Here is a 25,718-nt window from a genome sequence, read left to right as displayed (position 1 = left end):
TCAGTCCCCGTCGGGCAGGACGACGTTGAGCGCCCAGGACACGATCGAGATGATCAGGCCGCCGACCACCGCGGTCCAGAAGCCGTCGACGTGGAAACTCAGGTCGACCTTGTCGGCCAGCCACGAGGTCAGCATCAGCATCAGCGCGTTGACGACCAGGGTGAACAGACCGAGGGTCAGGATCAGCAGCGGGAGGCTGAAGAGCTTTACGACCGGCTTGACCAGGAAGTTCACGATGCCGAAAATCAGCGCGACGAGGATCAGGGTGCCGATCTTCTTGCCCGTGCTGTCACCGGTCAGGGTGATCTTGTCCAGCAGCCAGACGGCGACCGCCAGGGCGCCCGCGTTGGCGATCGTCTTGACTACGAAATTCTTCATGTGTCTGATCGTGGCAGAAGAGGTCGGCGATCAGCAGTGTGACGAGGGTGGACGAGGGCGATGAAGGCATTCCGGCTGGATGAACTGGAGGCGGAACGCGCCGCCAACGAGGGCGCCTACCTGCAGTTTCTGCGTGAGCGGCACATGTCGGTCGGGCTGTACGCGCTGGACGCCGGTGAGCAGGATCCACAGAAGCCGCACAATCAGGACGAGGTCTACTTCGTTGTGAGCGGCCGCGCCGCGATCACCGTCGGCATGGAGACCACCCAGGTGGCGCGCGGCAGCGTGGTCTACGTACCGGCCGGCGTCGCCCACAAGTTCCACCACATCAGCGAGGACCTGAGGGTCCTCGTGGTGTTCTCTCCGCCCGAGAGCTGACCCGACACCCCGGGATTCCCTAGGGGATCAGTCAGGGGAGGACAAGGGGTGCGAGGCCCCCGCCGGGGCCCCTCCCCGCCCTAGCATCGAGTGCAGGACATCAGAAGGATCCGGCATCACGAGCCCGGGTCTTCGACCGGACCCGGCACGAGCGACGGGCGGAGAGGTAAGGACGAGAGCAATGGGAGATTTTTTCGCGGGACTGCCCTGGTGGGTGAAGTGGATCGCGGTGCCGGTCATCGCCCTGGTCGTGTTCGGCGGGCTGATAGCCAGCGTCGTCGGGTTCGTCATCGGACTGCTCTTCAAGCTGCTGGTCTTCGTGGCCCTGGTCGGCGGACTGATCTACGTGGTGCGGAAGTTCACGTCGAGCTCCTCGTCGCGCGGCGACTGGTGACGCGTGCGGCAACCGACGAGCGGCACCGGTGATCGGTAACAGGAATCACCGGTTCCCTCGGGCGAGGGAAGTTTCGGTACAGGTCGAGTGCGAGCGGTGGCGGACGGTTAAAGTCCGGAATTCGACGCGGGGACGATCCCCCGCGAGCGGCGCACACCCCCTCCCGTGTCCCCCCGCACGGGCGGCCCCCTCGCGCTTCGGGAGTGACCCTTGGCCACGGTTGACACCGCACCCGCAGAACGCCTCGCAGCCCCCGCACCCGTCCGGGCGGCGGTCCCTTCGCCGGAGCCCCGGCTCCGGCCGCCGGAGCAGCCCGCAGCCACGAGCCGGTCCCGCCCGGGGACACCCCCGGCACCGGCATCGAACCCGGCACCGAGAGCGGTACCTGCCGACTCCCCGGAGTCACCGCACTCCACGACCCTCATCGGCTCCGTCCAGCGTGCGATGCGCCTGCTGGAATCCGTCGCCGAGCACGAACACGGCGCCCCCGCCAAACAACTGGCCCGCGAGACCGGCCTCGCCCTGCCCACCGCCTACCACCTGCTGCGCACCCTGGTCCACGAGGGTTATCTGCGCCGGGACAAGGGCCTGTTCTTCCTCGGTGAGGCGGCCGAACGGCTGAGCAGCAGCGGAGCACAGGAGAAACGTCGCAGCACGATCGCCGAGACACTGGCCCACTGGCGCGACGCCATCGGCGCACCCGTGTACTACGCGATCTACCGGGACGGCGAGATCGAGGTCATGTGCGTCTCCGACACCCCGGGCAACCCCGCGGTCGAGGAATGGGCCGACTTCCGCGAGACCGCGCACGCGCACGCCATCGGCCAGTGCCTGCTCTCCCAGCTCGACGAGGACGCCCGCCGCGACCACCTGGACCGCTACCCCGTACAGGCCATCACCCCGTACACCGTGCGGGACAGCCACACGCTGCTGCGGCGTCTGGACCGGACGCGGCGGATGGAACCGGTCGTCGAACGGCAGGAGTACGCGCTGGGGACGGTCTGCGCGGCGATTCCGATCACCATGGGCACCACCGCCGCGACGATGGCCATTTCGCTCCCCGCCCACCAGGCCGACCGACTGGCGGCCGCCACCCGTCAGTTGCAGAGCGAGATCGGACGTCTCCTCGGGTCGCTCGCGATCTCTATCAGTATCTGAAAACTCACTCCTTGTGATCTCCCGTGTACGTTCAGCAAACTTCCACCACAGTCAAAGGGATCATTCCCGGCCAGTCGACGGCAGATGACGGGGTAGACGATGGGTGAGTCCGTACAGGCAGAGGTCATGATGAGCTTTCTCGTGTCCGAGGAGCTCGCCTTCCGTATCCCGGTGGAGCTGCGCTACGAGACCAGCGATCCCTACGCCGTGCGGCTCACCTTCCATCTGCCCGGTGACGCGCCGGTGACCTGGGCTTTCGGGCGTGAGCTGCTGATCGACGGCGTGGGGCGGCCGTGCGGGGACGGGGATGTGCGCATCGCGCCGGCCGAGGCGGACACGCTGGGTGAGGTTCTGATCCGCCTTCAGGTCGGTGTCGACCAGGCGCTGTTCCGCTCCTCGGCGGCGCCGCTCATCGCCTTCCTCGACCGCACCGACAAGCTGGTACCGCTGGGCCAGGAGGGGGCGCTCGCCGACTTCGACGCCCACCTCGAGGAGGCCCTGGACCGGATTCTGGCGGAGGAACAGAGCGCGGGCTGAAGCGTTACGGCCATGGGGGGCGTAACGCTTCAGCCCGGGCGTGGGGCTCGTGCAGGAACGCTTCTCCTCCAGCGGGGCCCGGGGCATGTCACAGGGGCTGTACGGCGCCGTACAGCCCCTGTGACAGCAGATGCGGGCGTCAGCGCTTGCGCCGTCGCCCGCGCCCGCCTCGTGCCGCGGTCGGCTGCGTGCCCGCCGACATCGACTGGGCTCCCGCCGGAGCCGGCCGCCCGCCCACCGGCGCCGTCCCGGAGGCCGGGAGCGCAGGCCGGTCGGCCGACACCACCAGGGCCGCGAGGGCGGTCGTCACCGGCACGGACGCGACCAGGCCGATCGAGCCCACCAGCGTGCGCACGATCTCCTCGGCGACGAGCTCGCTGTTGGCGACCGTCCCCACGCTGCTCTGCGCGATGGAGAAGAGCAGCAGCAGCGGCAGGGCGGCGCCCGCGTAGGCGAGGACGAGCGTGTTGACGACGGACGCGATGTGGTCGCGGCCGATACGGATGCCCGCGCGGTACAGATCGCGCCAGCCCATCGACGGATTGGCCTCGTGCAGTTCCCAGACCGCCGACGTCTGGGTGACCGTCACATCGTCGAGGACACCGAGCGAACCGATGATGACGCCGGCGAGCAGCAGACCGCTCATGTCGATCGACGGGTACAGGCCGTGGATCAGGCCGGTGTTGTCGTCCGTGTTGCCGGTGAGCGCGGCCCAGCCGATGAACAGCGAGCCGAGCACGCCGATCAGCAGCAGCGAGATCAGCGTGCCGAGCACCGCGACGGATGTTCTCGCCGACAGTCCGTGGCACAGATACAGGGCGATCAGCATGATGGCGCTCGCCCCGACCACGGCCACGACCAGTGGGTTCGAGCCCTGGAGGATCGCGGGCAGGATGAAGAAGTTCAGGATCATGAAGCTGATGGCCAGCGCGACCAGCGCCATGACGCCCCGCAACCGCCCGACGACCACGACGGCGAGTGCGAAGATGCCGGCGAGCAACGCCATGGGGAGCCTGCGGTTCACGTCGGTGACCGAGTACTGCAGGTCCTTGGGGGCGGAGGGCTCGTAGGCGACCACGACCTTCTCGCCCTGGTGCAACTGCCGCGACTGGTCCGGCTGCACGATCTCGGTGAACGTACGGCCCTTGTCGTCGCCGGTGTCGACGCGGATCGTCGCCTTCTTGCAGTCGCCGTCGGCCTGCTGCTGGGCGGAGGAACCCTCGGCGGTGGAGGTGTCGCCGGTGGGGGTCTCGCCCGAGGCGTTGACCGACTTGCAGCTCACGCTCACGACCTCGGTGACCGTGGCCTGCTGGGTCTGCCGGTCGAAGCCGACGCCGGTGCGCTCATGACCCGGAGCGCCCCCGGGCCACAGCACGACGAGCCCGACGATCACGGCGACGCCGAAGGGGATGAGGATCGCGGCGATGACCTTGCGCAGGTGCTTGGAGACGGGGGCCGCAGGGCCGTGACTGTGGCTGTGACCGTGTCCGCCACCGCCACCGCCGGTGCCCCCGCCACCGGAACCGGGGCCGTGCCCATGCCCGTGTCCGTCACCGGCGTCGTGCTCGTGGCCGTCGGCGGAACCGGGCCCCTGCTCGAACCGGCCGCCCGATCCGGGCTCCTGTCCGAACCCGTCACCGGTGCCGTTTCCGTGCTCGTGCCAGTCGCCGGAGCGCGGGCCCGGGCCGTACCCGGCACCCTGCCCGTCTGCGGGTCCGGGTCCGTTGCCGGGCCCGTTTCCGGAGCCGGGCCTGCGAGGAGGCTCGGGCGGTGGGAACGGGGGCTGATGTGTCGTGGTCACCGACCGATCATCGCAAGAACGGCAGGGGCCCTCTGTTCACCGCGCCCGAATTGACGCTAGCGTGGGGCCACCTTTGTACACGCGGGAGCTCGGAGCACCGGGCTGAGAGGGCGCTGACCTCCGTCCCAGCGATGTTTCACGTGGAACATCGTCACCAGCGAGTGACGTTCCACACGAAACGTCGGCAGACGGAAGCCGCTGCGTCGACCGCCGAACCTGTTACCGGGTAATGCCGGCGTAGGGAGTAGGTCTCATGACCATCAAGGACGCGCGCACGCCTGCCTTCAGCCAGGACGAACAGCCCATTCAGGGCGAACAGTCCGCGGAGGTCGGGAAGTCCATCGGCTGGCACAAGGCGTATGTCGAGGGCTCCCGCCCCGATCTGCGGGTGCCGGTCCGTCAGGTGCACCTCACCAACGGGCAGTCGGTCACGCTGTACGACACATCGGGTCCGTACACCGACCCGCTGGTCGATACCGACGTCCGACGGGGGCTGGCCCCGCTCCGGGAGAACTGGATCATCGCCCGCGGCGACACCGAGGAGTACGCGGGCCGTCCCGCCCGTCCCGAGGACGACGGCATCAAGCACACCTCGCCGCGGGGCGGCAACCTCCGCAACCTCGACGCGGTCTTCCCCGGGCGGCCCCGGCTGCCGCGCCGTAGCCGTGACGGTGGCGCGGTCACGCAGCTCGCGTACGCACGCCGCGGTGAGATCACGCCGGAGATGGAGTACGTGGCCCTGCGGGAGAACGTGTCCCCCGAGGTCGTCCGCGAGGAGATCGCGGCCGGCCGCGCGGTCCTCCCGGCCAACGTCAACCACCCGGAGATCGAGCCGATGATCATCGGCAAGCGGTTCCTGGTGAAGGTCAACGCCAACATCGGCAACTCCGCGGTGACGTCCTCCATCGAGGAGGAGGTCGAGAAGATGACCTGGGCGACCCGCTGGGGCGCCGACACGGTCATGGACCTGTCCACCGGCCGCAACATCCACACCACCCGCGAGTGGGTGCTGCGCAACTCCCCCGTCCCCATCGGCACGGTGCCGCTCTACCAGGCACTGGAGAAGGTGGACGGCAAGGCCGAGGAACTGACCTGGGAGATCTACAAGGACACGGTCATCGAGCAGGCCGAGCAGGGCGTGGACTACATGACGGTCCACGCGGGCGTCCGCCTGCCGTACGTACCACTGACGGCCAACCGCAAGACGGGCATCGTCTCGCGCGGCGGCTCCATCATGGCGGCCTGGTGCCTCGCGCACCACAAGGAGTCGTTCCTCTACGAGAACTTCGAGGAACTCTGCGAGATTCTCGCCGCCTACGACGTCACGTACTCGCTCGGTGACGGCCTCCGGCCGGGCTCGATCGCGGACGCCAACGACGAGGCGCAGTTCGCGGAGTTGAGGACGCTCGGAGAACTCAACACGATCGCGAAGCGTTTCAACGTACAGACCATGATCGAGGGTCCGGGCCACGTCCCGATGCACAAGATCAAGGAGAACATCGACCTTCAGCAGGAGATCTGCGAGGAGGCACCGTTCTACACGCTCGGCCCGCTGACCACGGACGTCGCCCCGGCGTACGACCACATCACCTCAGGCATCGGTGCCGCGATGATCGCGTGGTGGGGCACGGCGATGCTCTGCTACGTCACGCCCAAGGAGCACTTGGGCCTGCCCAATCGTGACGACGTGAAGACAGGCGTCATCACCTACAAGATCGCGGCCCATGCGGCGGACCTCGCCAAGGGACACCCTGGCGCTCAGGAGTGGGACGACGCGCTGTCGGACGCCCGCTTCGAGTTCCGCTGGGAGGACCAGTTCAACCTCGCCCTCGACCCCGACACGGCCCGCGCGTTCCACGACGAGACGCTCCCGGCCGAGCCGGCCAAGACGGCCCACTTCTGCTCCATGTGCGGGCCGAAATTCTGCTCGATGAAGATTAGCCAGAGCATCACAAAGCAGTTCGGCGGTACGGCGGCTGCGGGGGCGACGGCTGAGGAGGTCGCCGAAGGCATGATGCAGAAGTCGAAGGAGTTCGCGGCCAGCGGGAACAGGGTGTACCTGCCACTCGCGGAGTGAGAACCGGGGTGCGATGCCTCGGCGCTTCGGGGCATCGCTTCCCCCGGGATCTCGGCAAGTCTGCCCTCCTGCGCTTTCGGCGGGCAGACTGCCCCCATGACGAGAACATTGGGCAAGGGCGCCAACCTCCCTGTCGATTATCGTGCGGTGCGCGTCGAGTTCGTTTGGCACGAAAAGCCTGACGCGCCCGATGTCGACGGGTCGGCCTTGCTGCTCACTGGTGCCGGACGCGTTCGCGACGATGGTGACTTCGTCTTCTACAACCAGCCGCAACATGCGTCGAACGCTGTGACTCACCTGGGAAAGCAGAGTGCTGATGGCGTCCTCACCGACACAGTCGAGGTCAATCTGCGCTTGCTTGACCCCGCCGTCGAGCGAGTTGTGCTGTGCGCTTCGGCCGATGGCGGAACGTTCGGGCAGGTGCCTGGGCTGACCTTGAGGCTCCTGGACGCGGTGAGCGGGACTGAGATCGCACGGTTTCCCATGGAGGCCGAGACGGAGACCGCGTTCATCGGCGGCGAGCTGTACCTACGGGCAGGGCAGTGGAAGTTCCGCGCAGTCGGTCAGGGTTACGCTTCGGGGCTCGCTGGGCTGGCCACCGACTTCGGCATCACCGTTGAGGATGCGTCCTCGGATGCGTCCGTGTCCCCGGCGGCACCTGTTTCGGCATCGCCTGTCCCGGCCCCGGCATCTGCTGGCCCGCGACTCAGCAAGGGCGAAGAACAACTGCCCGTCGATATGCGCAAGCGTCTGTCCCTGCGTAAGGAACAGGTGGCGGTGAGTCTGAGAAAGCATGGAGCAGTCGGAGTCACCGCGCGCGTCATCCTGGTCCTGGACGCCTCCGGATCCATGGCTTTCCTCTATTCCAAGGGTGTCGTCGCCGATGTCGTGGAGCGCATGGCAGCGGTGGCCGCGCAGTTGGACGATGACGGTGACATGCAAGCCTGGACGTTCGCTTCCCACGCGGCACGCCTCCCTGATCTGCGACTCGGGGACCTTCCCGAATGGCTGCGACTGCACGTCCGGGTGGGACAGATCAGCCTCTTCCGGCGTAGTAAGAAGCCTGGCAGAGGGTTGGAACCTGGTCAGGTCGACATGCGGACGGTGGGTATCCAGAACGAAGAACAGAAGGCGATCGCCCAAGTCCGTACGTATGTCCAGGAAACCCCTGCTGCTGTTCCTACCCTGGTGCTGTTCTTCTCCGACGGCGGCATCCACCGCAACGCCATGATCGAGCGAGAGTTGCGGGAAGCCGTTGAGGAACCGATCTTCTGGCAGTTCGTGGGACTGGGACGGTCCGACTACGGAGTGTTGGAACGCTTCGACACCCTGCCAGGGCGTCGCGTCGACAACGTCGGATTCTTTGCTGTGGACGACATCAGCACAGTCCCCGACCAGGAGCTGTACGACCGGATCCTGTCCGAGTTTCCGACCTGGATTGCTGCCGCCGGCCAGGCTGGCATCCTTTGATCTGATTCTTCCGGTCCCTCTCAGGGCTGAGGCTGTCCTCCAGGAAGACCTCCCAGAACATCCGCCGCCGGCACGGCGGGAACCAGGAGGAGATCGAGGAGGGTATGGCCCAGAAGTCGAAGGAGTTCGCTGCGGCGGGGAACCGGGTGTACCTGCCGCTCGCCGACTGAGCGGAGGCCCGTCGGGGAATGCGGGGGGTGCAGGCCGCCCGGCGTCCGTGAGGCGCCGGACAACCGGCTTGCGCGCCCCCGAAGGCGGGTTTCCCCGCGGTGAGGGGCGCAAGCCGGGGGCTACTCCGGCTGGTGTTCCGGGCCGCCGAAGTCCGGGCTGGTGTAGTCCGGACTCGTGAAGCTGGGCCGGGGGCCGGAGGAGCCGTCGTCCGGGCTGCTGAAGCCCGGACGGCCGTAGCCGAGGTTCGGCATACGGCTGGTCGGCGCGGGCGGTGCGGGGCGGTGCAGGGCGGCCGCTGTGCCGGGGTCGGCCAGCGCGTCCCGCAGGAAGGGCAGGACACCCCGCTCCAGCAGGGCCTCGCGCCAGGCTTCCCTGGCCCGGGCCACCTCCCCGCTCAGCTCGCCGTACGGCCCGGTGTCCAGCGAGGGCCGGTTGCGCAGGGCGGTGAGCAGGAGGCCGACCGCGGCGACCAGGATCGCGAGCGCGGTCACCGCGCCGAACACCCAACCGGTGGTCAGCATGGTCTGGGCGAACGCCGGCTGGGGGTCCAGCATTTTCAGGATGTACCCCACCAGCAGGAAGATCGCCGCGGCGGTTCCGGCGAGGACAGGCGTCAGGACCGCGGCGACGGCGATGGCGCCCGCGCCGGCGGTCTCGGCGACCTCTCCCATGGTGGCGGCGAGCCCCACCGCGCCCGAGCCCGGCTCGGCAGAGCCGGTTTCACGGACCGACGACGGGGTGGACGGCGCCGGTTGGCGCAGTTCCTCGCGGACCTTCACGTAGTGCTGGTACTCGGTCGCCGCGGCCGCCGTGATGATCGCGGTGGCGTTGAGCGCCATGGTGCGCAGCTGTTCGGGATTGAGCCGTTGTCCCACAGCGGCCAGTTCCGGGCGGTGTGGGGCGGAGCGCAGCGCCTCATCGAGGATCCGCTCGTACTCCTGGCGGTCCTCGATCAGCAGGTGCTGCGGAACGCTGTTCATGTGCATCCCCCGATGCTCCGTAGGGCTTGGGGCTCGCATGACTGTGAGCCGTCGGGCAGAAACGGAGGGGAGCCTGCTACGGATAAGCCGATGGTAGAGCGGTGACGGCACACGGTGACAGGGGGTTTCCAGAAATTGGGCCCTGGCCTGCGTCGTTTCTTGCTCAGTCCGTCATGGGGGATCGTCTGCCCCGTGAACGTTCAGATATCCAGCGGTAGTTGCTGGACCAGCAGCTTTCCGGCCATGGTCACACCGCCGTCCATCGCGATGGCCAGCCCCTCGGCGTAGACGTGCGGTCCCTCGACCAGCGGACCCGACGAGTCCTCGCCGTCCTCCGAGCCGACCTCGCCCAGCAGGTAGGGGATAGGGCTGTGACCGTGAACGATCCGCGTGCCGCCGTACGTGTCGAGCAGGGACCGCACATGGTCGGCGCCGCCCTCGTCGCGGAAGGAGAACCGCTTGGTGAACTTGCGGAACAGATCCCACACCTCGTCCGCGTCGTTGCGCGTGATCGTCTCGCGGACGGTGTCGTTGACCGCCTCGATCGAGTCGCCGTAGTCGAGGTAGGCGGTGGTGTCCGAGTGGACGAGCAGGTGCCCGTCGACCTCCTCCATGGCGTCGAGGCGGGCCATCCACTGGAGGTGGTGGTCCTGGAGACGGTCCATGTCGGTCTTCTGCCCGCCGTTGAGCAGCCAGGCCGCCTGGAAGGTGGCGGTGCCCGCACCGGAGTTGACGGGGGTGTCGCCGAACCGCTTGGCGCCGAGCAGCAGCAGCTCGTGGTTGCCCATGAGGGCCTTGCAGTAGCCGCCGGCCGCGGCGGCCTCGGCGGACAGCCGCATCACGAGGTCGATGACGCCGATGCCGTCCGGGCCGCGGTCGGTGAAGTCGCCGAGGAACCAGAGCCGGGCGGTGCCCGCGCACCAGTTGCCCGCGGCGTCGACGAGGCCCTTCTCCTGGAGCGCCGCCACCAGCTCGTCGAGATAGCCGTGGACGTCACCGACGACGAACAGCGCGCCCGGCCCGACGACGGTCCGCGGGACCGCCGCGGGGTCGACGGCCACCTGAAGCGTGTCACCCCGGTTGACGACCGGCAGGTTGCGCTCGGTGGGCGTGTACCCCTCCGGGTAGTCCGCCTCGTGCGCCGGTACGACGTCGCCGGGGTGCGCGCTGTGGCCGTACGGGCCGGTCTCGTGGACGTACGCGGGTACCCGGAAGTCGCGCAACGTCGCCGTCCGCTCCGCCTCGGGTCCCTGACCGGCCCCCTGAGTCATCAGACCCCTCCACCATCACGCCGCATCTGCACCGCTTCGGACTGCCTGGTCGCAGCGGCCCGCGGTGTCGTGGGCCCATCATAGGAATGCGGATCGCGCCATGTGATGACCCAGGGGTGGTGAATCGGAGCAAGACTCCTGTTCACCGCGGCTTTCGCCCCGATTGGGCAGGGCCTGTGCCGCCTGCTGACGGCCCTCGTCCTACTCCTCCTCGGGCGACCGGGGCGGACTGACGGTTGTCCGGGGAGGACGACGCTCGGACGAGGTACGCACGATCAGCTCCGTCGGTATCACCTGCTCGACCGGTTGGTCCGATTCGACCCCCTCGATGGCGTCGATGAGGAGCTGGACCACGGCCGTGCCGATACGCCTCGGCTTCAGCGAGAGCGTGGTGATGGGCGGTTCGGTGCTGGCGTACACGGTGGACTCGCTGCAGCAGACCAGAAGCAGGTCGTCCGGTACCCGCAGCCCGTAGCGGCGGGCGGCGGCGAGCAGGTCGGTGCCGTTCGGGTCGAACAGCCCGTAGACCGCGTCAGGGCGGTCCGGCCTGGCCAGCAGCCGGTCGGCGGCGACGGCGCCGGCGCACGGATCGTGCGCCGGGTAGGACTCGTACACCGGATCCTGGCCGACCCGCTCGCACCAGCGCAGATACGCCGTGGTGGACAGATGGGTGTACGTGTCCGTCGACGTCCCCGTCAGCAGGCCGATGCGGCGGGCGCCGGCGTCGGCCAGGTGGTCGAGGATGCCGAGGACGGCGGCCTCGTGGTCGTTGTCGACCCACGCGGTGACCGGCAGCGAGCCGGCCGGGCGGCCGTCGGAGACGACCGGTAAACCCTGCCGGACGAGCTCGCTGACCACCGGGTCCTGGTCGGACGGGTCGATGACGACCGTCCCGTCCAGGGCGACGTTCGACCACACGTCGTGGCGCGAGGTCGCGGGGAGGATGACGAGCGCGTAGCCGCGGGCGAGCGCCGCCGAGGTGGCGGCCCGGGCCATCTCGGCGAAGTACGCGAACTCCGTGAAGGTGAAAGGTTCATCCCCGTACGTCGTCACGGTCAGGCCGATGAGGCCCGACTTTCCGGTACGGAGGGTTCGGGCGGCCGCCGACGGGCGATAACCCAGCCGGTCGGCGACCTCGCGGACATGGCGGCGGGTGGCGTCCGGGAGCCGCCCTTTGCCGTTGAGGGCGTCAGAGACGGTCGTGATGGAGACTCCGGCGGCGGCGGCAACGTCTCTGATGCCCGCACGGCCCGGCCGGCTGCCTCGACGTGAGGTTTCCGCGCGGCTCACCTGGTGCTTCCCTGCTGCTGTCATGGCGAGCCGATAGTAGGGCTCAGGTGGTGGGGTAGGGCGGGCGCATATGCACGCGTTGACAGGCACGTTTCTGCATGGTCATACCGTGTCAATACCCTTTGATTGAAAGGGAGTTGAACGATCCAATGGCACTACGTGACTTGTCGACGCGCATGGGCCTGCCAAGTCGCCGATGTTTCGAAGAGGTCTCAACTCACCTTCACGGGTGATGCGCGCCACGGCGCGAGCCACCGGCGCATAGATATATGTGAGAGCGCCCTGTGATTCGTCTGTCTTCGTACGGTGATGCCCCTGATGCCAGTGGGGCTGATGAGGTTTGCGTCCCACCTGTACGCAGCGGCGCCGAATCCTCATAAGGTAAGGAGTATTCGAAGCCGGTGGTGGTCACAAGGAGGACTGCGGTGAGCGAGACGAGCCCCAAGCTGCGCGCCGAGCTGGAAGGTATCCCCACCTACAAGCCGGGCAAGCCCGCAGCGGCCGGCGGCCCGGTCGCCTACAAGCTGTCCTCCAACGAGAACCCCTATCCGCCGCTGCCGGGCGTGATGGAGAGCGTCACGGCCGCGGCCTCGTCCTTCAACCGCTACCCGGACATGGCCTGTACAGGCCTGATGAACGAGTTGTCGGAGCGCTTCGGTGTCCCGCTCTCCCACCTGGCCACCGGCACAGGCTCGGTCGGTGTCGCCCAGCAGCTCATCCAGGCGACCTCGGGCCCGGGCGACGAGGTCATCTACGCCTGGCGGTCCTTCGAGGCGTACCCGATCATCGCGCAGATCAGCGGAGCGACCTCGGTGAAGGTCCCGCTGACGCCGGGCGATGTGCACGACCTGGACGCCATGGCCGACGCCATCACCGACCGGACGCGCATCGTCTTCGTCTGCAACCCCAACAATCCGACCGGCACCGTGGTGAAGCGGGCCGAGCTGGAGCGCTTCCTCGACCGGGTGCCGGGCGATGTGCTCGTGGTACTGGACGAGGCGTACCGCGAATTCATCCGGGACGCCGAGGTGCCGGACGGCGTCGAGCTGTACCGCGACCGGCCGAACGTCTGCGTCCTGCGGACCTTCTCCAAGGCGTACGGTCTCGCCGGTCTCCGGGTCGGCTTCGCGATCGCCCACGAGCCGGTGGCGGCGGCGCTGCGCAAGACCGCGGTGCCCTTCGGTGTCAGCCAGCTCGCGCAGGACGCGGCGATCGCCTCGCTGCGTGCCGAGGACGAACTGCTCGGCCGGGTCGGCTCGTTGGTGTGTGAGCGCAACCGGGTGGTCGAGGGCTTGCGGGGGCAGGGCTGGACGGTGCCCGAGACCCAGGCGAACTTCGTGTGGCTGCGGCTGGGGGAGCGCACGGTCGACTTCGCCGCGGCGTGCGAGCGGCACGGTGTGGTGGTCCGGCCGTTCCCGGGCGAGGGCGTGCGGGTGACGGTCGGGGAGACCGAGGCGAACGACATCTTCCTGAAGGTGGCGGAAGGGTTCCGCAAGGAGCTCTGAGGCTCCGTGGGAGACCTGCCGCACGGCGGCCACTTCAACAAGACGTTGACGTGGTCGCCGTGTGCGTTTACGTGACGCAGGAGACACGACCCCCCTGCCGTTCGTCGAAAACCAGTACGTCATACTGGGCTTGTGAATGTGAACGCGTTCACAAGCGTGTCCCGGTTGCTCCAATGATGTGTGTGACATAAGGGGCAAACTGCCGTACCACGGCGACCTAAGGAGACCTGACGACGTGGACCTGGCTTTGGCGCCGGAGACACTGGCGCGCTGGCAGTTCGGCATCACCACCGTCTACCACTTCCTCTTCGTGCCCCTGACGATCTCGCTGGCCGCCCTCACGGCCGGACTGCAGACCGCCTGGGTGCGCACGGAGAAGGAGAAGTACCTCAGGGCGACGAAGTTCTGGGGCAAGCTCTTCCTGATCAACATCGCGATGGGTGTGGTCACCGGCATCGTGCAGGAGTTCCAGTTCGGCATGAACTGGTCCGACTACTCGCGCTTCGTCGGTGACGTCTTCGGCGCCCCGCTCGCCTTCGAGGCACTGATCGCCTTCTTCTTCGAGTCGACGTTCATCGGTCTGTGGATCTTCGGCTGGGACAAGCTGCCCAAGAAGATCCACCTGGCCTGCATCTGGATGGTCTCGATCGGCACGATCCTGTCGGCGTACTTCATCCTCGCGGCCAACTCGTGGATGCAGCACCCGGTCGGCTACCGGATCAACGAGGCGAAGGGCAGGGCCGAACTCACCGACTTCTGGCTGGTCCTGACCCAGAACACCGCGCTCGCCCAGGCCTTCCACACCCTCTCGGCGGCGTTCCTCACCGGTGGCGCCTTCATGGTCGGCATCTCCGCCTTCCACCTGTTGCGCAAGAAGCACATCAGCGACATGAAGACCTCGTTGCGACTCGGCCTGGTCACCGTCGTCATCGGCGGCATGCTCACCGCGATCAGCGGCGACACTCTCGGCAAGATCATGTACGAGCAGCAGCCGATGAAGATGGCCGCCGCCGAGGCGCTGTGGGACGGCGAGAAGCCGGCCCCCTTCTCGATCTTCGCAGTCGGCGACGTCGACAAGGGTCACAACAGGGTCGCCATAGAGATCCCGGGACTGCTGTCCTTCCTGGCCAAGGACGACTTCACCTCGTACGTCCCCGGCATCAACGACGTCAACAAGGCTGAGCAGGAGAAGTACGGGCCCGGCGACTACCGGCCCAACATCCCCGTCGCCTACTGGGGCTTCCGCTGGATGATCGGCTTCGGCATGACGTCCTTCGCGATCGGTCTGCTCGGACTCTGGCTGACCCGCAAGAAGTTCCTGCTGCCGCAGGCCCTGAGGGTCGCCGACGACGAGGTGCCGCACATCGTGCTGCTTCCCAGGGCCAAGAAGGACCTCGGTCCGAAGCTGACCAAGTGGTACTGGCGCATCGCCGTTCTCACCATGGGCTTCCCGCTGATCGCCAACTCCTGGGGCTGGATCTTCACCGAGATGGGCCGTCAGCCGTGGGTCGTCTACGGCGTCCTGCAGACCCGCGACGCGGTCTCCCCCGGTGTTTCCCAGGGCGAGGTCCTGACCTCGATGATCGTCTTCACCTCGCTGTACGCCATCCTCGCCGTCGTCGAGGTCAAGCTGCTCGCGAAGTACATCAAGGCCGGCCCGCCCGAGCTCACCGAGGCCGACCTCAACCCGCCCACGAAGATCGGCGGCGACACACGTGACGCCGACAAGCCGATGGCTTTCTCGTACTAGGCCGAGGGGGATCGAGTCATGGAACTTCACGACGTCTGGTTCGTGCTCATCGCCGTCCTGTGGACCGGCTACTTCTTCCTGGAGGGCTTCGACTTCGGGGTCGGCGTCCTCACCAAACTGCTGGCTCGGAACCGGCCCGAGAAGCGGGTGCTGATCAACACCATCGGTCCCGTGTGGGACGGCAACGAGGTCTGGTTGCTCTCGGCGGGCGGCGCGACCTTCGCCGCCTTCCCCGAGTGGTACGCCACGCTCTTCTCGGGCTTCTATCTGCCCCTGCTGCTCATCCTGGTCTGCCTCATCGTGCGCGGTGTCGCCTTCGAGTACCGGGTCAAGCGTCCCGAGGAGAACTGGCAGCGCAACTGGGAGACCGCGATCTTCTGGACCTCGCTGCTCCCGGCGTTCCTGTGGGGCGTCGCCTTCGGCAACATCGTGCACGGCGTGAAGATCGACAAGAACTTCGAGTACGTCGGCACCGTCTGGGACCTGCTCAACCCGTACGCGCTCCTCGGCGGGGTGGTGACGCTGACGCTGTTCACCTTCCACGGGGCGGTGTTCACCGCGCTCAAGACGGTCGGCGAGATCCGGGAGCGGGCGCGGAAGCTGGCGCTTCAGGTCGGGCTCGTGACGGCCGTGGCGGCGCTCGTCTTCCTGCTGTGGACGCAGGTCGAGAGCGGCGACGGCAAGAGCCTGGTCGCCATGGTCGTGGCGGTGGTCGCCCTGGTCGCCGCCCTGGTGGCGAACCAAGCCGGGCGCGAGGGCTGGTCGTTCGCCTTCTCGGGCGTCACCATCGCGGCCGCTGTGGCGATGCTCTTCCTGACGCTCTTCCCGAACGTCATGCCGTCCTCGCTCAACGAGGACTGGAGCCTCACGGTCACCAACGCTTCGTCGAGCCCGTACACCCTGAAGATCATGACCTGGTGCGCGGTGATCGCCACGCCGGTCGTGATGGTCTACCAGGGCTGGACCTATTGGGTGTTCCGCAAGCGGATCGGTACGCAGCACATCGCGGCGGACGTCGCGCACTGAGTCCGAGCCGGGGTGCCCGGGTGGGGCATGTTTCACGTGAAACATGCCCCACCGTTTCCCGCTGAGAAGAGGGTGTGTTTCACGTGAAACCGATCGATCCGCGTCTGCTGCGATACGCCCGCGCCACCCGTCTCTTCATGGCGGCGGTCGTGGGCCTGGGTGCCGTCGGGGCGGCGCTGGTCGTCGCCCAGGCGATGCTCATCGCCGAGGTGGTGGTCGGCGCCTTCCAGCACGGTCTGTCGGTCGGTGAACTCCGCACTCCCCTGCTGCTGTTGGTGGCGGTCGCGGGTGGACGGGCGCTGGTCTCCTGGCTCACCGAACTCGCCGCGCACCGGGCGAGTGCGGCGGTCAAGTCCGAGCTGCGTGGGCGGCTGCTGGAACGGGCCGCAGCGCTCGGGCCGGGGTGGCTGAGCGGGCAGCGGACAGGATCGCTGGTCGCGCTCGCCACACGAGGAGTCGATGCCCTCGACGACTACTTCTCGCGCTATCTGCCGCAGTTGGGCCTTGCGGTGGTCGTGCCGGTGGCGGTGCTGGCGCGGGTCGTCACCGAGGACTGGGTCTCGGCGGCCATCATCGTCGGCACCCTCCCCCTCATCCCGATCTTCATGGTGTTGATCGGCTGGGCCACACAGTCCCGGATGGATCGTCAGTGGCAGCTGCTGTCCCGGCTGTCCGGGCACTTCCTGGACGTCGTCGCCGGGCTGCCGACGCTGAAGGTGTTCGGACGGGCCAAGGCGCAGGCCGACTCGATCCGGCGCATCACCGGCGAGTACCGGCGGGCGACCATGCGGACGCTGCGGATCGCCTTCATCTCCTCCTTCGCCCTGGAGCTGCTCTCGACGCTCTCGGTGGCGCTGGTCGCCGTGACGATCGGCATGCGGCTCGTGCACGGCGAGATGGACCTGTACATCGGCCTGGTCATCCTGGTGCTGGCGCCCGAGGCGTATGTGCCGCTGCGGCAGGTGGGGGCGCAGTACCACGCGGCGGCGGAGGGGCTGGCCGCGGCCGAGGAGATCTTCGAGGTGCTGGAGACGCCGGTGCCGGCGTCGGGAACCCGTGTCGTGTCGACCGGTGCGCTGTCCTTCGACAAGGTCACCGTCCGCTATCCCGGCCGCTCCGGAGACGTCGTCTCCGACGTGTCCTTCACCGTCGAGCCCGGGGAGACTGTCGCGCTCGTCGGACCGAGCGGTGCGGGCAAGTCGACGCTGCTGAACGTGCTGTTGGGATTCGTGCCACCCACCGAAGGCCGGGCGCTGGTCGGGGGAGTCGATCTCACCGAGGCCGATCTGGAGGAGTGGCGGTCGCAGATCGCGTGGGTGCCGCAGCGCCCGCATCTGTTCGCCGGGACGATCGCCGAGAACGTACGGCTGGCACGCCCCGACGCGGACGACACCGCCGTACGGCAGGCGCTCGGGGACGCGGGCGCGCTGGAGTTCGTCGACGCGCTGTCGCAGGGCGCCGACACCGTGCTCGGGGAGGACGGGGCGGGGTTGTCCGCCGGGCAGCGGCAACGGCTCGCATTGGCCCGGGCGTTCCTCGCGGACCGGCCTGTGCTGCTGCTCGACGAGCCGACGGCGGCGCTCGACGGGGCCACCGAGGCGGAGGTCGTGGCGGCGGTACGGCGGCTGGCGGTGGGGCGGACAATGCTGCTCGTCGTCCATCGGCCGGCGCTTCTGGGCGTGGCGGATCGGGTGGTGCGGCTGGATGAGGTCGCTGCTCCCGGTCGTACTGAGGTCGTGGTGAAGGCGCCTGCGGCTCGTGCGAGCGAAGAGCGGTCCTCCGACACCGATGGGGCGTCCTCCGACGGGGCCGCGCCCGATCCGGAAGCGGCCGCGCACACCCGTGGCGTCCTCGCCCGGGTCCGTGCCATGGCCGCCCCCCGGCGCGGGAGCCTCGCGCTCGCCCTGCTCCTCGGGAGCCTCGCCCTCGGCAGTGCCGTGGGGCTCATGGCCACCTCCGGGTGGCTCATCTCGCGGGCCTCGCAGCAGCCGCCGGTGCTGTATCTGATGGTGGCCGTGACCGCGACGCGGGCGTTCGGGATCGGGCGGGCGGTCTTCCGGTACGCGGAGCGGCTCGTGTCGCACGACGCCGTGCTGCGGATGCTCGCCGACACCCGGGTCGCCGTGTACCGGCGCCTTGAGCGGCTGGCGCCCGCCGGACTGCGTCAGACCCGCCGCGGTGATCTGCTGTCGCGCCTCGTCGCCGATGTCGACGCCCTGCAGGACTACTGGCTGCGCTGGCTGTTGCCCGCCGGTGCGGCTCTCACGGTGTCCGCCGTGTCCGTCGGCTTCACCGCCTGGCTGCTGCCCGAGGCCGGTGCCGTGCTCGCCGTCGGGCTGCTGGCGGCCGGTGTCGGAGTGCCGTCGGTCACCGGTGCGGTGGCCCGGAGGGCGGAGCGGCGGCTGGCCCCCGCACGCGGAGTGCTGGCGACGCGCGTGACCGACCTGCTCACCGGGACCGCCGAACTGGCCGTCGCCGGCGCCCTGCCCGCCCGTACCGCCGAGGCACGGCAGGCCGACGGGGTGCTCGCCCGGATCGCCTCGCGCGCCGCCACCGCCACCGCGCTCGGTGACGGGCTCACCGCGCTGGTCTCCGGCCTGACCGTCGCGGCCACCGCCCTCGTGGGCGCCCAGGGAGTCGCCGACGGACGGCTGAGCGGCGTCACCATGGCCGTCGTCGTACTGACCCCGCTGGCCGCCTTCGAGGCCGTCCTCGGGCTGCCGCTCGCCGTGCAGTACCGCCAGCGGGTCCGCAAGAGCGCGGAGCGCGTGTACGAGGTGCTGGACGCCCCGGAGCCGGTACGGGAGCCGGAGCAGCCGCGGGAGGCACCCGCGTCGCCGTTCCCGGTCGTCGTGCAGGGGCTGTCCGCCCGTCACGCCGGACAGGAGCGGGACGCCCTCGCCGGGCTGGACCTGACCCTCACGAAAGGCCGCCGGATCGCCGTCGTAGGGCCGTCCGGGTCCGGCAAGACGACCCTCGCGCAGGTGCTGCTGCGGTTCCTGGACGCGGAGGCCGGCTCGTACACGCTGGGCGGCGTGGACGCGTATGCGCTGGACGGCGACGACGTACGGCGGTTCGTGGGGCTGTGTGCCCAGGACGCGCACCTCTTCGACAGTTCACTGCGCGAGAACCTGCTGCTCGCCAAGAAGGACGCCGCCGAGGACGATCTGCGCGACGCCCTGGGGCGGGCCCGGCTGCTGGAGTGGGCCGACGGTCTGCCCGACGGGCTGGACACACTGGTCGGCGAGCACGGGGCGAGGCTCTCCGGGGGGCAGCGGCAGCGGCTGGCGCTGGCCCGTGCGCTGCTGGCCGACTTCCCCGTCCTCGTGCTCGACGAGCCCGCCGAACATCTCGACCTGCCCACCGCCGACGCGCTCACCGCCGACCTGCTGGCCGCCACCGAGGGGCGTACGACGCTGCTCATCACCCACCGGCTGGCCGGGCTGGAAGGGGTGGACGAGGTGATCGTGCTGGACGAGGGACGTGTGGTGCAGCGGGGTTCGTATGCGGAGCTGGCCGCCGTGGCGGGGCCGCTGCGGGGGATGGTGGAGCGGGAGGCGGAGTCGGAGGTGCTGGCGCTCACCGCCTGAGCCGCCGCCCGGAATCTCGACTTTCTCTATCAAAGGGGACTAATTACGCTCGGTTCATGTCCGACACACCGTCCCCCGGTCCCCCGCCCCCGACTCTCTCGACCGAGCTGGCCGCGCGGGTGCCGCAGTTGCTGGAGGCGATGCGGTCCGTCGGCAGCGGCCTTGAGCTGCACTCCACGCTGGATCGGATCTGCGAGACCGCGGCCGCGCTGACAGAGGCCCGGTACGCGGCCATCGGCGTCGTCGACGAGGACGGCCGGGGGCTGGTCGACTTCGTCTTCCACGGCGTGGACGAGGCGACCGCCCGGGGTATCGGACGGCTGCCGGACGGGCAACGGGGGCTGCTCGGCGCGCTCATCCGCGACCCGGAGCCGGTCCGGCTCGTGGACCTCACCCGAGATGCGCGCTCCTGCGGCTTCCCCGAGCACCACCCCTCGATGCGCAGCTTCCTCGGCCTCCCGATCCGGGTCCAGGGCGAGATCTTCGGGAACCTGTATCTGACGGAGAAGCGCGGCGACGAGCCGTTCAACGACTACGACCTCGACATGGTCCGGGTGCTCGCCACGGAGGCGGGCATCGCCATCGGCAACGCCCGGCTGTACGAGGCCGCCAAGCAGCGCGAGCGGTGGATCGACGGGTCGGTCGCCGTCACCACCGCCCTGCTGTCGGGCGGGGACGTCGACGACGCCCTGCAGGTCGTCGCGGAGCAGACCCGACGGCTGTCCGGGGCGACGGCCGGGATCGTGCTGCTGCCCGCCGACGAGGGCGGCCTGGAGGTCACCGCGGTGGCCGCGGACCAGCCGTCGAACGTCCTGGGCACGGTCGTCCCGCCGGAGAGCAAGGTCGTCGCCGAACTCCTCGACGGACAGGCCGTGTTCATGGACGACGCGGCCACCGACCCGCGCATGGTCACCACGCTCGCGCGCCGCTACGGACCGACCATGATGCTGCCCCTGCACAGCGACGGCCGTGTCCTGGGCGCTCTCGTCACACCCCGCGCGCGGGGGGAGCGGCCGTTCACGGAGACGGAACGCACCCTCGCGATCCAGTTCGCCTCACAGGCCGCCCTCGCGCTGATGATGGCCGACGCGCAGCGCGACCGGGAACGCCTCGCGGTCTACGAGGACCGCGACCGTATCGCCCGTGACCTGCACGACCTCGTCATCCAGCGGCTGTTCGCCACCGGGATGACGCTGGAGAGCGCGCAGCGCGGGTCGGTCGTGCCCGATGTGCGCGAGGGCGTCGGCAAGGCCGTCGACGCGCTCGACGTCACCATCCAGGAGATCCGCACCGCGATCTTCGCGCTGCAACAGGGGCCCGCCGAGACGCCCGCGGGACTGCGCACACGCGTGCTGCGGGAGATCAACACCTCCGCCGTGCCGCTCGGCTTCAAGCCCTCCCACCGCTTCGTCGGCCCGGTCGACGCCCTCGTCGGCGACCTCACCGGCAAGAACCTGATCGCGGCCCTGCGCGAGGCCCTGTCCAACGCCTTCCGGCACGCCGGGGCCTGTCGTATCGACGTCGTCGTCGATACGACCGTGACCCTGCCGGGTGGGCGGAAGGGCGTACGCCTGACCGTCGCGGACGACGGTGTCGGCATCCCCGAGGGCGGCCGGCGCAGCGGCCTGAAGAACCTCAAGAGGCGCGCCGAGTCGCTGGGCGGTGACAGTCGGCACGGGCCGGGCATCGGGAAGGACGGCGGCGGCACGACGGTGGAGTGGGAGGCACCGCTCGACTGAAGAGCGACCCCGCGAGCCAACGCCCCCATGACGGGCCGTCAACCGCGATTCCGAGGACGCCTGTTCGGTCGTACGACTCGGCCAAACGGAGCTGTGATTCCCCCAGCTGTACGACCTGAACATGCCACTGCCCCGCGCTCGGGCCACGATCGCTGACATGCGACTGCCCTGGCGCCATCCCCTGCTCGTCCCGGCCGTCCTGTGCGCGCTCGCCGTGCTCGCGGCCCGCCCCACCGACGCGGCGGAGAAGAGACGCGACGGCGGTGACCCCGGGATCAGCGCGCAGGTGGCGCGGTTGTACGAGGACGCGGCCGTGGCGACACAGCAGTACGAGAAGGGGCGGCAGGAGGCGGAGGTGCAGCGCGTCCAGGCGCAGCGGTTCGAGGCGCTGCTCGACCGGGAGCGGCGGGACATCGCCGTCATGCACGAGGACCTCGGCCGGATCGCCCGCACCCAGTACCGCGACGGCGGTGGCATTCCGCTCACCGCGCAGATCATCCTCGCCGGCAGTCCGGAGGAGCTGATGCGTGGTCAGCAGGTCTTCTCCCAGGCGAATCTGGCCGTGAACAACTCCATCGAGAAGAGCCGGCGTGCCGAGAAGCGGCTCGCGAAGGACGAGGCCAAGGCCGCGGCGGCGTGGCAGTCGCTGGAGAAGCGGAAGGTGGAACTCGCCGGTCTGAAGGCGGACATCGAGCAGAAGCTCGAAGAAGCGCGTTGGCAGTTGCAGGGCCAGGCGGACGCGTCGGTCGCGGCGGGTGCCTGCCGGGGTGCCGTCCGGCTGGACCAGCCTCCGACGCAGGTCGTGGGCGGCTGGGTCGGGCCGGTGGAGACGTACGCACTGTCCGCGGGCTTCGGCAGCGGCGGCTCGCGGTGGGCGAACCGGCACACCGGGCAGGACTTCGCGGTGCCGATCGGCACGCCGGTGCGGTCGGTCGGCGCGGGCCGGGTGGTGAAGGTGTCCTGCGGGGGCTCGTTCGGCATCGAGATCGTGATCGAGCAGGCGGGCGGCTACTACACGCAGTACGCCCATCTCGCCGCCGTCGCCGTCGACCAGGGGGACCAGGTGGTGCCGGGGCAGTGGATCGGCCAGTCGGGCACCAGCGGCAACTCCACCGGACCCCACCTGCACTTCGAGGTCCGGGTCACGCCGGAGCTGGGCTCGGCGGTGGACCCGGTGCCGTGGCTGGCGGCACGCGGCGTCCCCCTCGGTTAGCGCCGCGCCAGCAACTGCTCGATCACGACCGCCACCCCGTCCTCGTTGTTGGCCACCGTCCGTCCCGAGGCCGCGGCGATCACGTCGGGGTGGGCGTTGCCCATCGCGTACGACTGTCCTGCCCAGGTCAGCATCTCCACGTCGTTCGGCATGTCCCCGAACGCGACGACCTCCTCGTGGGAGATACCGCGTTCGGCGCAGCACAGGGCGAGTGTGCTGGCCTTGGAGACGCCGGGGCCGCTGATCTCCAGCAGGGCGCTGGGGCTGGAGCGGGTGACGTTGGCGCGCTCGCCGATGGCGAGACGGGCCAGGGTGAGGAAGGCGTCCGGGTCGATCGTGGGGTGGAAGGCGAGGATCTTGAGGACCGGCTCGTCGGCCCCGGGACCGTCCGGCGCGAGCAGCTTCTCGGCCGGCTGGAGTTCGTCGGGGATCTCCATGTGCAGCTTCGGATAGTCCGGCTCCTGATGGAAGCCGTACGTCTGCTCCACCGCGTACACCGTGCCCGGCGCCGCGTCCCGCAGCAGCCGAACGGCGTCCAGCGCGTTGTCCCGCGCCAGCTCCCGCACCTTCACGAAGCGGTGGGCGCCGGGGCCGCCGTGCAGGTCGACCACCGCGGCGCCGTTGCCGCAGATCGCCAGGCCGTGCCCGTGGACGTGGTCGCTGACGACGTCCATCCAGCGGGCGGGGCGGCCGGTGACGAAGAAGACCTCGATGCCCGCCTCCTCGGCGGCGGCGAGGGCCGCGACCGTGCGCGGGGAGACGGACTTGTCGTCGCGCAGCAGGGTGCCGTCGAGGTCGGTGGCTATCAGACGCGGCGGGACGGTGGAGGCCGGGGTCTCGGGCTGTCGAGTCGCTGAGGTCACCCGCTCATTCTCCCGCATATGCCCGCACGGTCGTGCGAGAGCCTGCACATGTGAGTAGTTACCGCCCCCACCGGCACGATCACGCTCCGTCGCCTCGGCCCAGCTGTGCCGGTGCTTCCATGGCGATCTGCTCGAAGACCTTCTCGTCCGCGGCGAAGTCCGAGTCGGCGATCGGCCAGTGGACGACGATCTCCGTGAAGCCCAACTCCCGGTGTCGTCCGGCGAAGTCGACGAACGCGTCGAGCGACTCCAGCGGCCGGGCGCGGTCCGGGGTGAATCCGGTGAGCAGGATCTTGTCGAGCCCGGTCACGTCACGGCCGATCTCCGCACATGCGTCGGCGAGCTTCTCGACCTGTCCGCGAATGGCTTGAATCGACTGTTCAGGAGTGCCGTTCTCGTACAGCTTCGGGTCGCCGGTGGTCACCCACGCCTGCCCGTGACGGGCGGCGAGCCGCAGGCCACGCGGACCGGTGGCCGCCACCGCGAAGGGCAGCCGGGGCCGCTGCACACAGCCCGGGATGTTGCGGGCCTCGTGCGCCGAGTAGAAGTCGCCCTCGTACGACACCGAGTTCTCGGTCAGCAGCCGGTCCAGCAGCGGGACGAATTCCGCGAGCCGGTCGGCACGCTCGCGCGGCGTCCACGGCTCCTGGCCGAGGGCCGTGGCGTCGAAGCCGGTGCCGCCCGCGCCGATGCCGAGGGTGACCCGGCCGCCGGAGATGTCGTCGAGGGAGATCAGTTCCTTGGCGAGGGTGACCGGGTGCCGGAAGTTCGGCGAGGTCACCAGGGTGCCCAGCCGCAGATGGTCGGTGACGGCCGCCGCGGCGGTCAGCGTCGGTACGGCACCGAACCACGGGCCGTCCCGGAAGCTGCGCCAGGACAGGTGGTCGTAGGTGTACGCGGTGTGGAAGCCGAGCTGCTCCGCGCGCTGCCATGCCTCACGACTCCCCTCGTGCCAGCGGCGGTACGGGAGGATCACGGTGCTCAGACGCAGACTCATGATTCGAGCGTATGCGGACCCGCCCGTTTCACGTGAAACAGTGACCGACAGTCATCGCCCTTGGCCGCTGAGCCATGGGCTGAGCCCGACCAGGATGAACTCCTTGTGCACGCGGTCGCCCGGCAGCGGAACCATCAGATAGTTGCCCGGCGGGAAGCGGCGCACCTTGACCCAGGCGTGGCCGTCGTAGAGGGCGCGGAGGAACGCGGGCACGTCATCGCGGGCGATGTCGGGGCATTCGACGCCGTCGACGGTGATCAGCGCGTCGTCGTCCGGGAACAGCCGTACGTCCACCCGGGGCCGGCCACCGAGTTCGACGTACGCCTCGTGGGGCAGGGAGCCGTCCGGGTCGGTGGTGACGCCGACGCCCGCGGCGCTGCGGCGCGAGGTCTGGTCGGCGCCGATGTCGTGGGTCACCACGATCTCGAGGGCGTACTCGGCGGCGAGGGCACGCAGGGCGGCGACGGCGGCCTCGGTGGTGGGGAGGCGGGTTCCGTAGTGGTCCATACCACTGATCATGCCGGAGGCCGGTCAGTGGGGCGCGGGAAACCTCAGGTACTCCGGCGGCACCGCCTTCGTCAGCCACACCCCGTTCGCGCTGACGTGGAAGACGTGGCCGTCGCGGTGCATCGCACCCGTGTCCACGGAGAGCACGACGGGCCGGCCGCGGCGGGCGCCGACCCGGGTCGCCGTCTCGCGGTCGGGTGAGAGGTGCACGTCGTGCCGGTTCATGGGCCGGAGGCCCTCGGCGCGGATCGCGTCCAGGTAGCGGTCCACGGTGCCGTGGTAGAGGTACGGCGGTGGGGTCGCCGGGGGCAGTCCGAGGTCCACCTCGATGCTGTGGCCCTGGCTGGCGCGGATCCGGGCGCCTTCGATCGCGAAGCGCTTCTTGTCGTTGGCGGCGACCACATGGTCCAGTTCCTCGCGGGTGAACCGGAAGCCGTGCGCGGCGGCAGCGGCGATCAGTACGTCGACCTCGACCCAGCCGGCCTCGTCGAGGACGAGGCCGATGCGCTCGGGTTGATGGCGCAGGTGTTTCGAGAGGTACTTCGACACCTTCACGGTGCGTCTTTCGTCCATCCGCTCAGCATGACGGGAGAGACGCGCATCACGCATTTTGTTTTGACGCG

The 25,718-nt window shown here is 69.3% G+C and carries 21 protein-coding genes and 1 pseudogene; 13 read left to right on the top strand and 9 right to left on the bottom strand.

Annotation, left to right across the window (positions count from 1 at the left end; all coding sequences use genetic code 11):
* Entirely contained in the window at window positions 1-378 is a 378-nt protein-coding gene (locus tag ACWD3I_RS06910; RefSeq protein ID WP_365393345.1) for a phage holin family protein, read from the bottom strand.
* Between the two features lie 60 nt (window positions 379-438).
* Here ACWD3I_RS06910 and ACWD3I_RS06905 point away from each other — a divergent pair, with 60 nt between their 5' ends.
* The 4 genes from ACWD3I_RS06905 (at window position 439) to ACWD3I_RS06890 (ending at window position 2,845) form a co-directional block, all read left to right on the top strand.
* Window positions 439-756, top strand: coding sequence for a cupin domain-containing protein (locus tag ACWD3I_RS06905; protein ID WP_046256475.1), 318 nt, complete (start codon window positions 439-441; stop codon window positions 754-756).
* A gap of 181 nt (window positions 757-937) precedes the next feature.
* Window positions 938-1,150 carry a DUF5326 family protein gene (locus ACWD3I_RS06900; RefSeq protein WP_046256474.1) on the top strand — a complete coding sequence of 71 codons (213 nt, stop codon included), beginning with the start codon at window positions 938-940 and terminating at the stop codon, window positions 1,148-1,150.
* Between the two features lie 423 nt (window positions 1,151-1,573).
* Window positions 1,574-2,308 carry an IclR family transcriptional regulator gene (locus tag ACWD3I_RS06895; protein ID WP_365393707.1) on the top strand — a complete coding sequence of 245 codons (735 nt, stop codon included), beginning with the start codon at window positions 1,574-1,576 and terminating at the stop codon, window positions 2,306-2,308.
* A 99-nt stretch (window positions 2,309-2,407) separates the two neighbouring features.
* Window positions 2,408-2,845, top strand: coding sequence for an SsgA family sporulation/cell division regulator (locus ACWD3I_RS06890; protein ID WP_365393341.1), 438 nt, complete (start codon window positions 2,408-2,410; stop codon window positions 2,843-2,845).
* A gap of 139 nt (window positions 2,846-2,984) precedes the next feature.
* On the opposite strand, the gene ACWD3I_RS06885 is transcribed toward ACWD3I_RS06890, so the two are convergent.
* Window positions 2,985-4,646 carry a YibE/F family protein gene (locus ACWD3I_RS06885; protein WP_365393338.1) on the bottom strand — a complete coding sequence of 554 codons (1,662 nt, stop codon included), beginning with the start codon at window positions 4,644-4,646 and terminating at the stop codon, window positions 2,985-2,987.
* Between the two features lie 253 nt (window positions 4,647-4,899).
* Between ACWD3I_RS06885 and thiC the strand changes: the two genes are divergently transcribed.
* The 3 genes and pseudogenes from thiC to ACWD3I_RS06870 form a co-directional block, all read left to right on the top strand.
* Entirely contained in the window at window positions 4,900-6,723 is a 1,824-nt protein-coding gene (gene thiC, locus ACWD3I_RS06880) for a phosphomethylpyrimidine synthase ThiC (RefSeq protein WP_365393335.1), read from the top strand.
* Window positions 6,724-6,819: 96 nt separating this feature from the next.
* Window positions 6,820-8,193 (top strand): VWA domain-containing protein, encoded by a 1,374-nt coding sequence (locus ACWD3I_RS06875; RefSeq protein WP_365393332.1) that lies wholly within the window; start codon window positions 6,820-6,822, stop codon window positions 8,191-8,193.
* 38 nt (window positions 8,194-8,231) lie between these two features.
* A pseudogene (locus ACWD3I_RS06870) lies at window positions 8,232-8,363 on the top strand (thiamine biosynthesis protein ThiC); the annotation flags it as partial.
* 120 nt (window positions 8,364-8,483) lie between these two features.
* On the opposite strand, the gene ACWD3I_RS06865 reads toward ACWD3I_RS06870, so the two are convergent.
* The 3 genes from ACWD3I_RS06865 to ACWD3I_RS06855 all read right to left on the bottom strand — a co-directional run bounded on the left by ACWD3I_RS06865 (window position 8,484) and on the right by ACWD3I_RS06855 (window position 11,929).
* The gene (locus tag ACWD3I_RS06865) at window positions 8,484-9,350 is read right to left on the bottom strand and encodes a hypothetical protein (protein ID WP_365393329.1); all 867 of its coding nucleotides are present in this window, start codon (window positions 9,348-9,350) and stop codon (window positions 8,484-8,486) included.
* 194 nt (window positions 9,351-9,544) lie between these two features.
* Window positions 9,545-10,615 carry a metallophosphoesterase gene (locus ACWD3I_RS06860; protein ID WP_365393326.1) on the bottom strand — a complete coding sequence of 357 codons (1,071 nt, stop codon included), beginning with the start codon at window positions 10,613-10,615 and terminating at the stop codon, window positions 9,545-9,547.
* Window positions 10,616-10,816: 201 nt separating this feature from the next.
* Complete coding sequence (locus ACWD3I_RS06855) at window positions 10,817-11,929, bottom strand: LacI family DNA-binding transcriptional regulator (RefSeq protein WP_046256466.1); 1,113 nt, start codon at window positions 11,927-11,929, stop codon at window positions 10,817-10,819.
* A gap of 401 nt (window positions 11,930-12,330) precedes the next feature.
* Here ACWD3I_RS06855 and hisC point away from each other — a divergent pair, with 401 nt between their 5' ends.
* The 6 genes from hisC to ACWD3I_RS06825 all read left to right on the top strand — a co-directional run bounded on the left by hisC (window position 12,331) and on the right by ACWD3I_RS06825 (window position 22,728).
* Complete coding sequence (gene hisC, locus ACWD3I_RS06850; protein ID WP_365393323.1) at window positions 12,331-13,410, top strand: histidinol-phosphate transaminase; 1,080 nt, start codon at window positions 12,331-12,333, stop codon at window positions 13,408-13,410.
* 235 nt (window positions 13,411-13,645) lie between these two features.
* Window positions 13,646-15,160 (top strand): cytochrome ubiquinol oxidase subunit I, encoded by a 1,515-nt coding sequence (locus ACWD3I_RS06845; RefSeq protein WP_365393320.1) that lies wholly within the window; start codon window positions 13,646-13,648, stop codon window positions 15,158-15,160.
* Window positions 15,161-15,178: 18 nt separating this feature from the next.
* A complete protein-coding gene (gene cydB / locus ACWD3I_RS06840; protein WP_365393317.1) occupies window positions 15,179-16,186 on the top strand; it encodes a cytochrome d ubiquinol oxidase subunit II in 1,008 nt (335 codons plus the stop codon).
* Window positions 16,187-16,269: 83 nt separating this feature from the next.
* Window positions 16,270-19,776 (top strand): thiol reductant ABC exporter subunit CydD, encoded by a 3,507-nt coding sequence (gene cydD / locus ACWD3I_RS06835; RefSeq protein ID WP_365393314.1) that lies wholly within the window; start codon window positions 16,270-16,272, stop codon window positions 19,774-19,776.
* A 56-nt stretch (window positions 19,777-19,832) separates the two neighbouring features.
* Entirely contained in the window at window positions 19,833-21,515 is a 1,683-nt protein-coding gene (locus tag ACWD3I_RS06830) for a sensor histidine kinase (RefSeq protein WP_365393311.1), read from the top strand.
* A gap of 157 nt (window positions 21,516-21,672) precedes the next feature.
* Window positions 21,673-22,728, top strand: coding sequence for a M23 family metallopeptidase (locus ACWD3I_RS06825; protein ID WP_365393308.1), 1,056 nt, complete (start codon window positions 21,673-21,675; stop codon window positions 22,726-22,728).
* Here ACWD3I_RS06825 and ACWD3I_RS06820 read toward each other — a convergent pair.
* The 4 genes from ACWD3I_RS06820 to ACWD3I_RS06805 form a co-directional block, all read right to left on the bottom strand.
* Window positions 22,725-23,591, bottom strand: a complete 867-nt coding sequence (locus tag ACWD3I_RS06820) for a Cof-type HAD-IIB family hydrolase (protein ID WP_365393305.1) — start codon at window positions 23,589-23,591, stop codon at window positions 22,725-22,727. The genes ACWD3I_RS06825 and ACWD3I_RS06820 overlap by 4 nt on opposite strands.
* A gap of 79 nt (window positions 23,592-23,670) precedes the next feature.
* Window positions 23,671-24,588 (bottom strand): LLM class flavin-dependent oxidoreductase, encoded by a 918-nt coding sequence (locus ACWD3I_RS06815; RefSeq protein WP_365393302.1) that lies wholly within the window; start codon window positions 24,586-24,588, stop codon window positions 23,671-23,673.
* A gap of 51 nt (window positions 24,589-24,639) precedes the next feature.
* On the bottom strand, window positions 24,640-25,107 hold the full coding sequence (locus ACWD3I_RS06810) for a hypothetical protein (RefSeq protein ID WP_451084042.1): 468 nt from the start codon (window positions 25,105-25,107) through the stop codon (window positions 24,640-24,642).
* Between the two features lie 12 nt (window positions 25,108-25,119).
* A complete protein-coding gene (locus ACWD3I_RS06805) occupies window positions 25,120-25,668 on the bottom strand; it encodes an RNA 2'-phosphotransferase (RefSeq protein ID WP_365393296.1) in 549 nt (182 codons plus the stop codon).
* Between the last annotated feature and the right edge of the window lie 50 nt (window positions 25,669-25,718).

This window comes from Streptomyces sp. NPDC002817 (assembly GCF_053592055.1).
Note: the sequence above shows the minus strand (reverse complement) of the source record. Positions and strands in the feature narration are given on the sequence as shown.

Excerpts from the sequence above, each read along its gene's own strand:
- ACWD3I_RS06910 (WP_365393345.1), bottom strand. The coding sequence starts at position 378 with ATGAAGAATTTCGTAGTCAAGACGATCGCCAACGCGGGCGCCCTGGCG.
- ACWD3I_RS06905 (WP_046256475.1), top strand. The coding sequence starts at position 439 with ATGAAGGCATTCCGGCTGGATGAACTGGAGGCGGAACGCGCCGCCAAC.
- ACWD3I_RS06900 (WP_046256474.1), top strand. The coding sequence starts at position 938 with ATGGGAGATTTTTTCGCGGGACTGCCCTGGTGGGTGAAGTGGATCGCG.
- ACWD3I_RS06890 (WP_365393341.1), top strand. The coding sequence starts at position 2,408 with ATGGGTGAGTCCGTACAGGCAGAGGTCATGATGAGCTTTCTCGTGTCC.
- thiC (WP_365393335.1), top strand. The coding sequence starts at position 4,900 with ATGACCATCAAGGACGCGCGCACGCCTGCCTTCAGCCAGGACGAACAG.
- ACWD3I_RS06875 (WP_365393332.1), top strand. The coding sequence starts at position 6,820 with ATGACGAGAACATTGGGCAAGGGCGCCAACCTCCCTGTCGATTATCGT.
- ACWD3I_RS06865 (WP_365393329.1), bottom strand. The coding sequence starts at position 9,350 with ATGCACATGAACAGCGTTCCGCAGCACCTGCTGATCGAGGACCGCCAG.
- ACWD3I_RS06860 (WP_365393326.1), bottom strand. The coding sequence starts at position 10,615 with ATGACTCAGGGGGCCGGTCAGGGACCCGAGGCGGAGCGGACGGCGACG.
- ACWD3I_RS06855 (WP_046256466.1), bottom strand. The coding sequence starts at position 11,929 with ATGACAGCAGCAGGGAAGCACCAGGTGAGCCGCGCGGAAACCTCACGT.
- cydB (WP_365393317.1), top strand. The coding sequence starts at position 15,179 with ATGGAACTTCACGACGTCTGGTTCGTGCTCATCGCCGTCCTGTGGACC.
- ACWD3I_RS06830 (WP_365393311.1), top strand. The coding sequence starts at position 19,833 with ATGTCCGACACACCGTCCCCCGGTCCCCCGCCCCCGACTCTCTCGACC.
- ACWD3I_RS06825 (WP_365393308.1), top strand. The coding sequence starts at position 21,673 with ATGCGACTGCCCTGGCGCCATCCCCTGCTCGTCCCGGCCGTCCTGTGC.
- ACWD3I_RS06815 (WP_365393302.1), bottom strand. The coding sequence starts at position 24,588 with ATGAGTCTGCGTCTGAGCACCGTGATCCTCCCGTACCGCCGCTGGCAC.
- ACWD3I_RS06810 (WP_451084042.1), bottom strand. The coding sequence starts at position 25,107 with ATGATCAGTGGTATGGACCACTACGGAACCCGCCTCCCCACCACCGAG.
- ACWD3I_RS06805 (WP_365393296.1), bottom strand. The coding sequence starts at position 25,668 with ATGGACGAAAGACGCACCGTGAAGGTGTCGAAGTACCTCTCGAAACAC.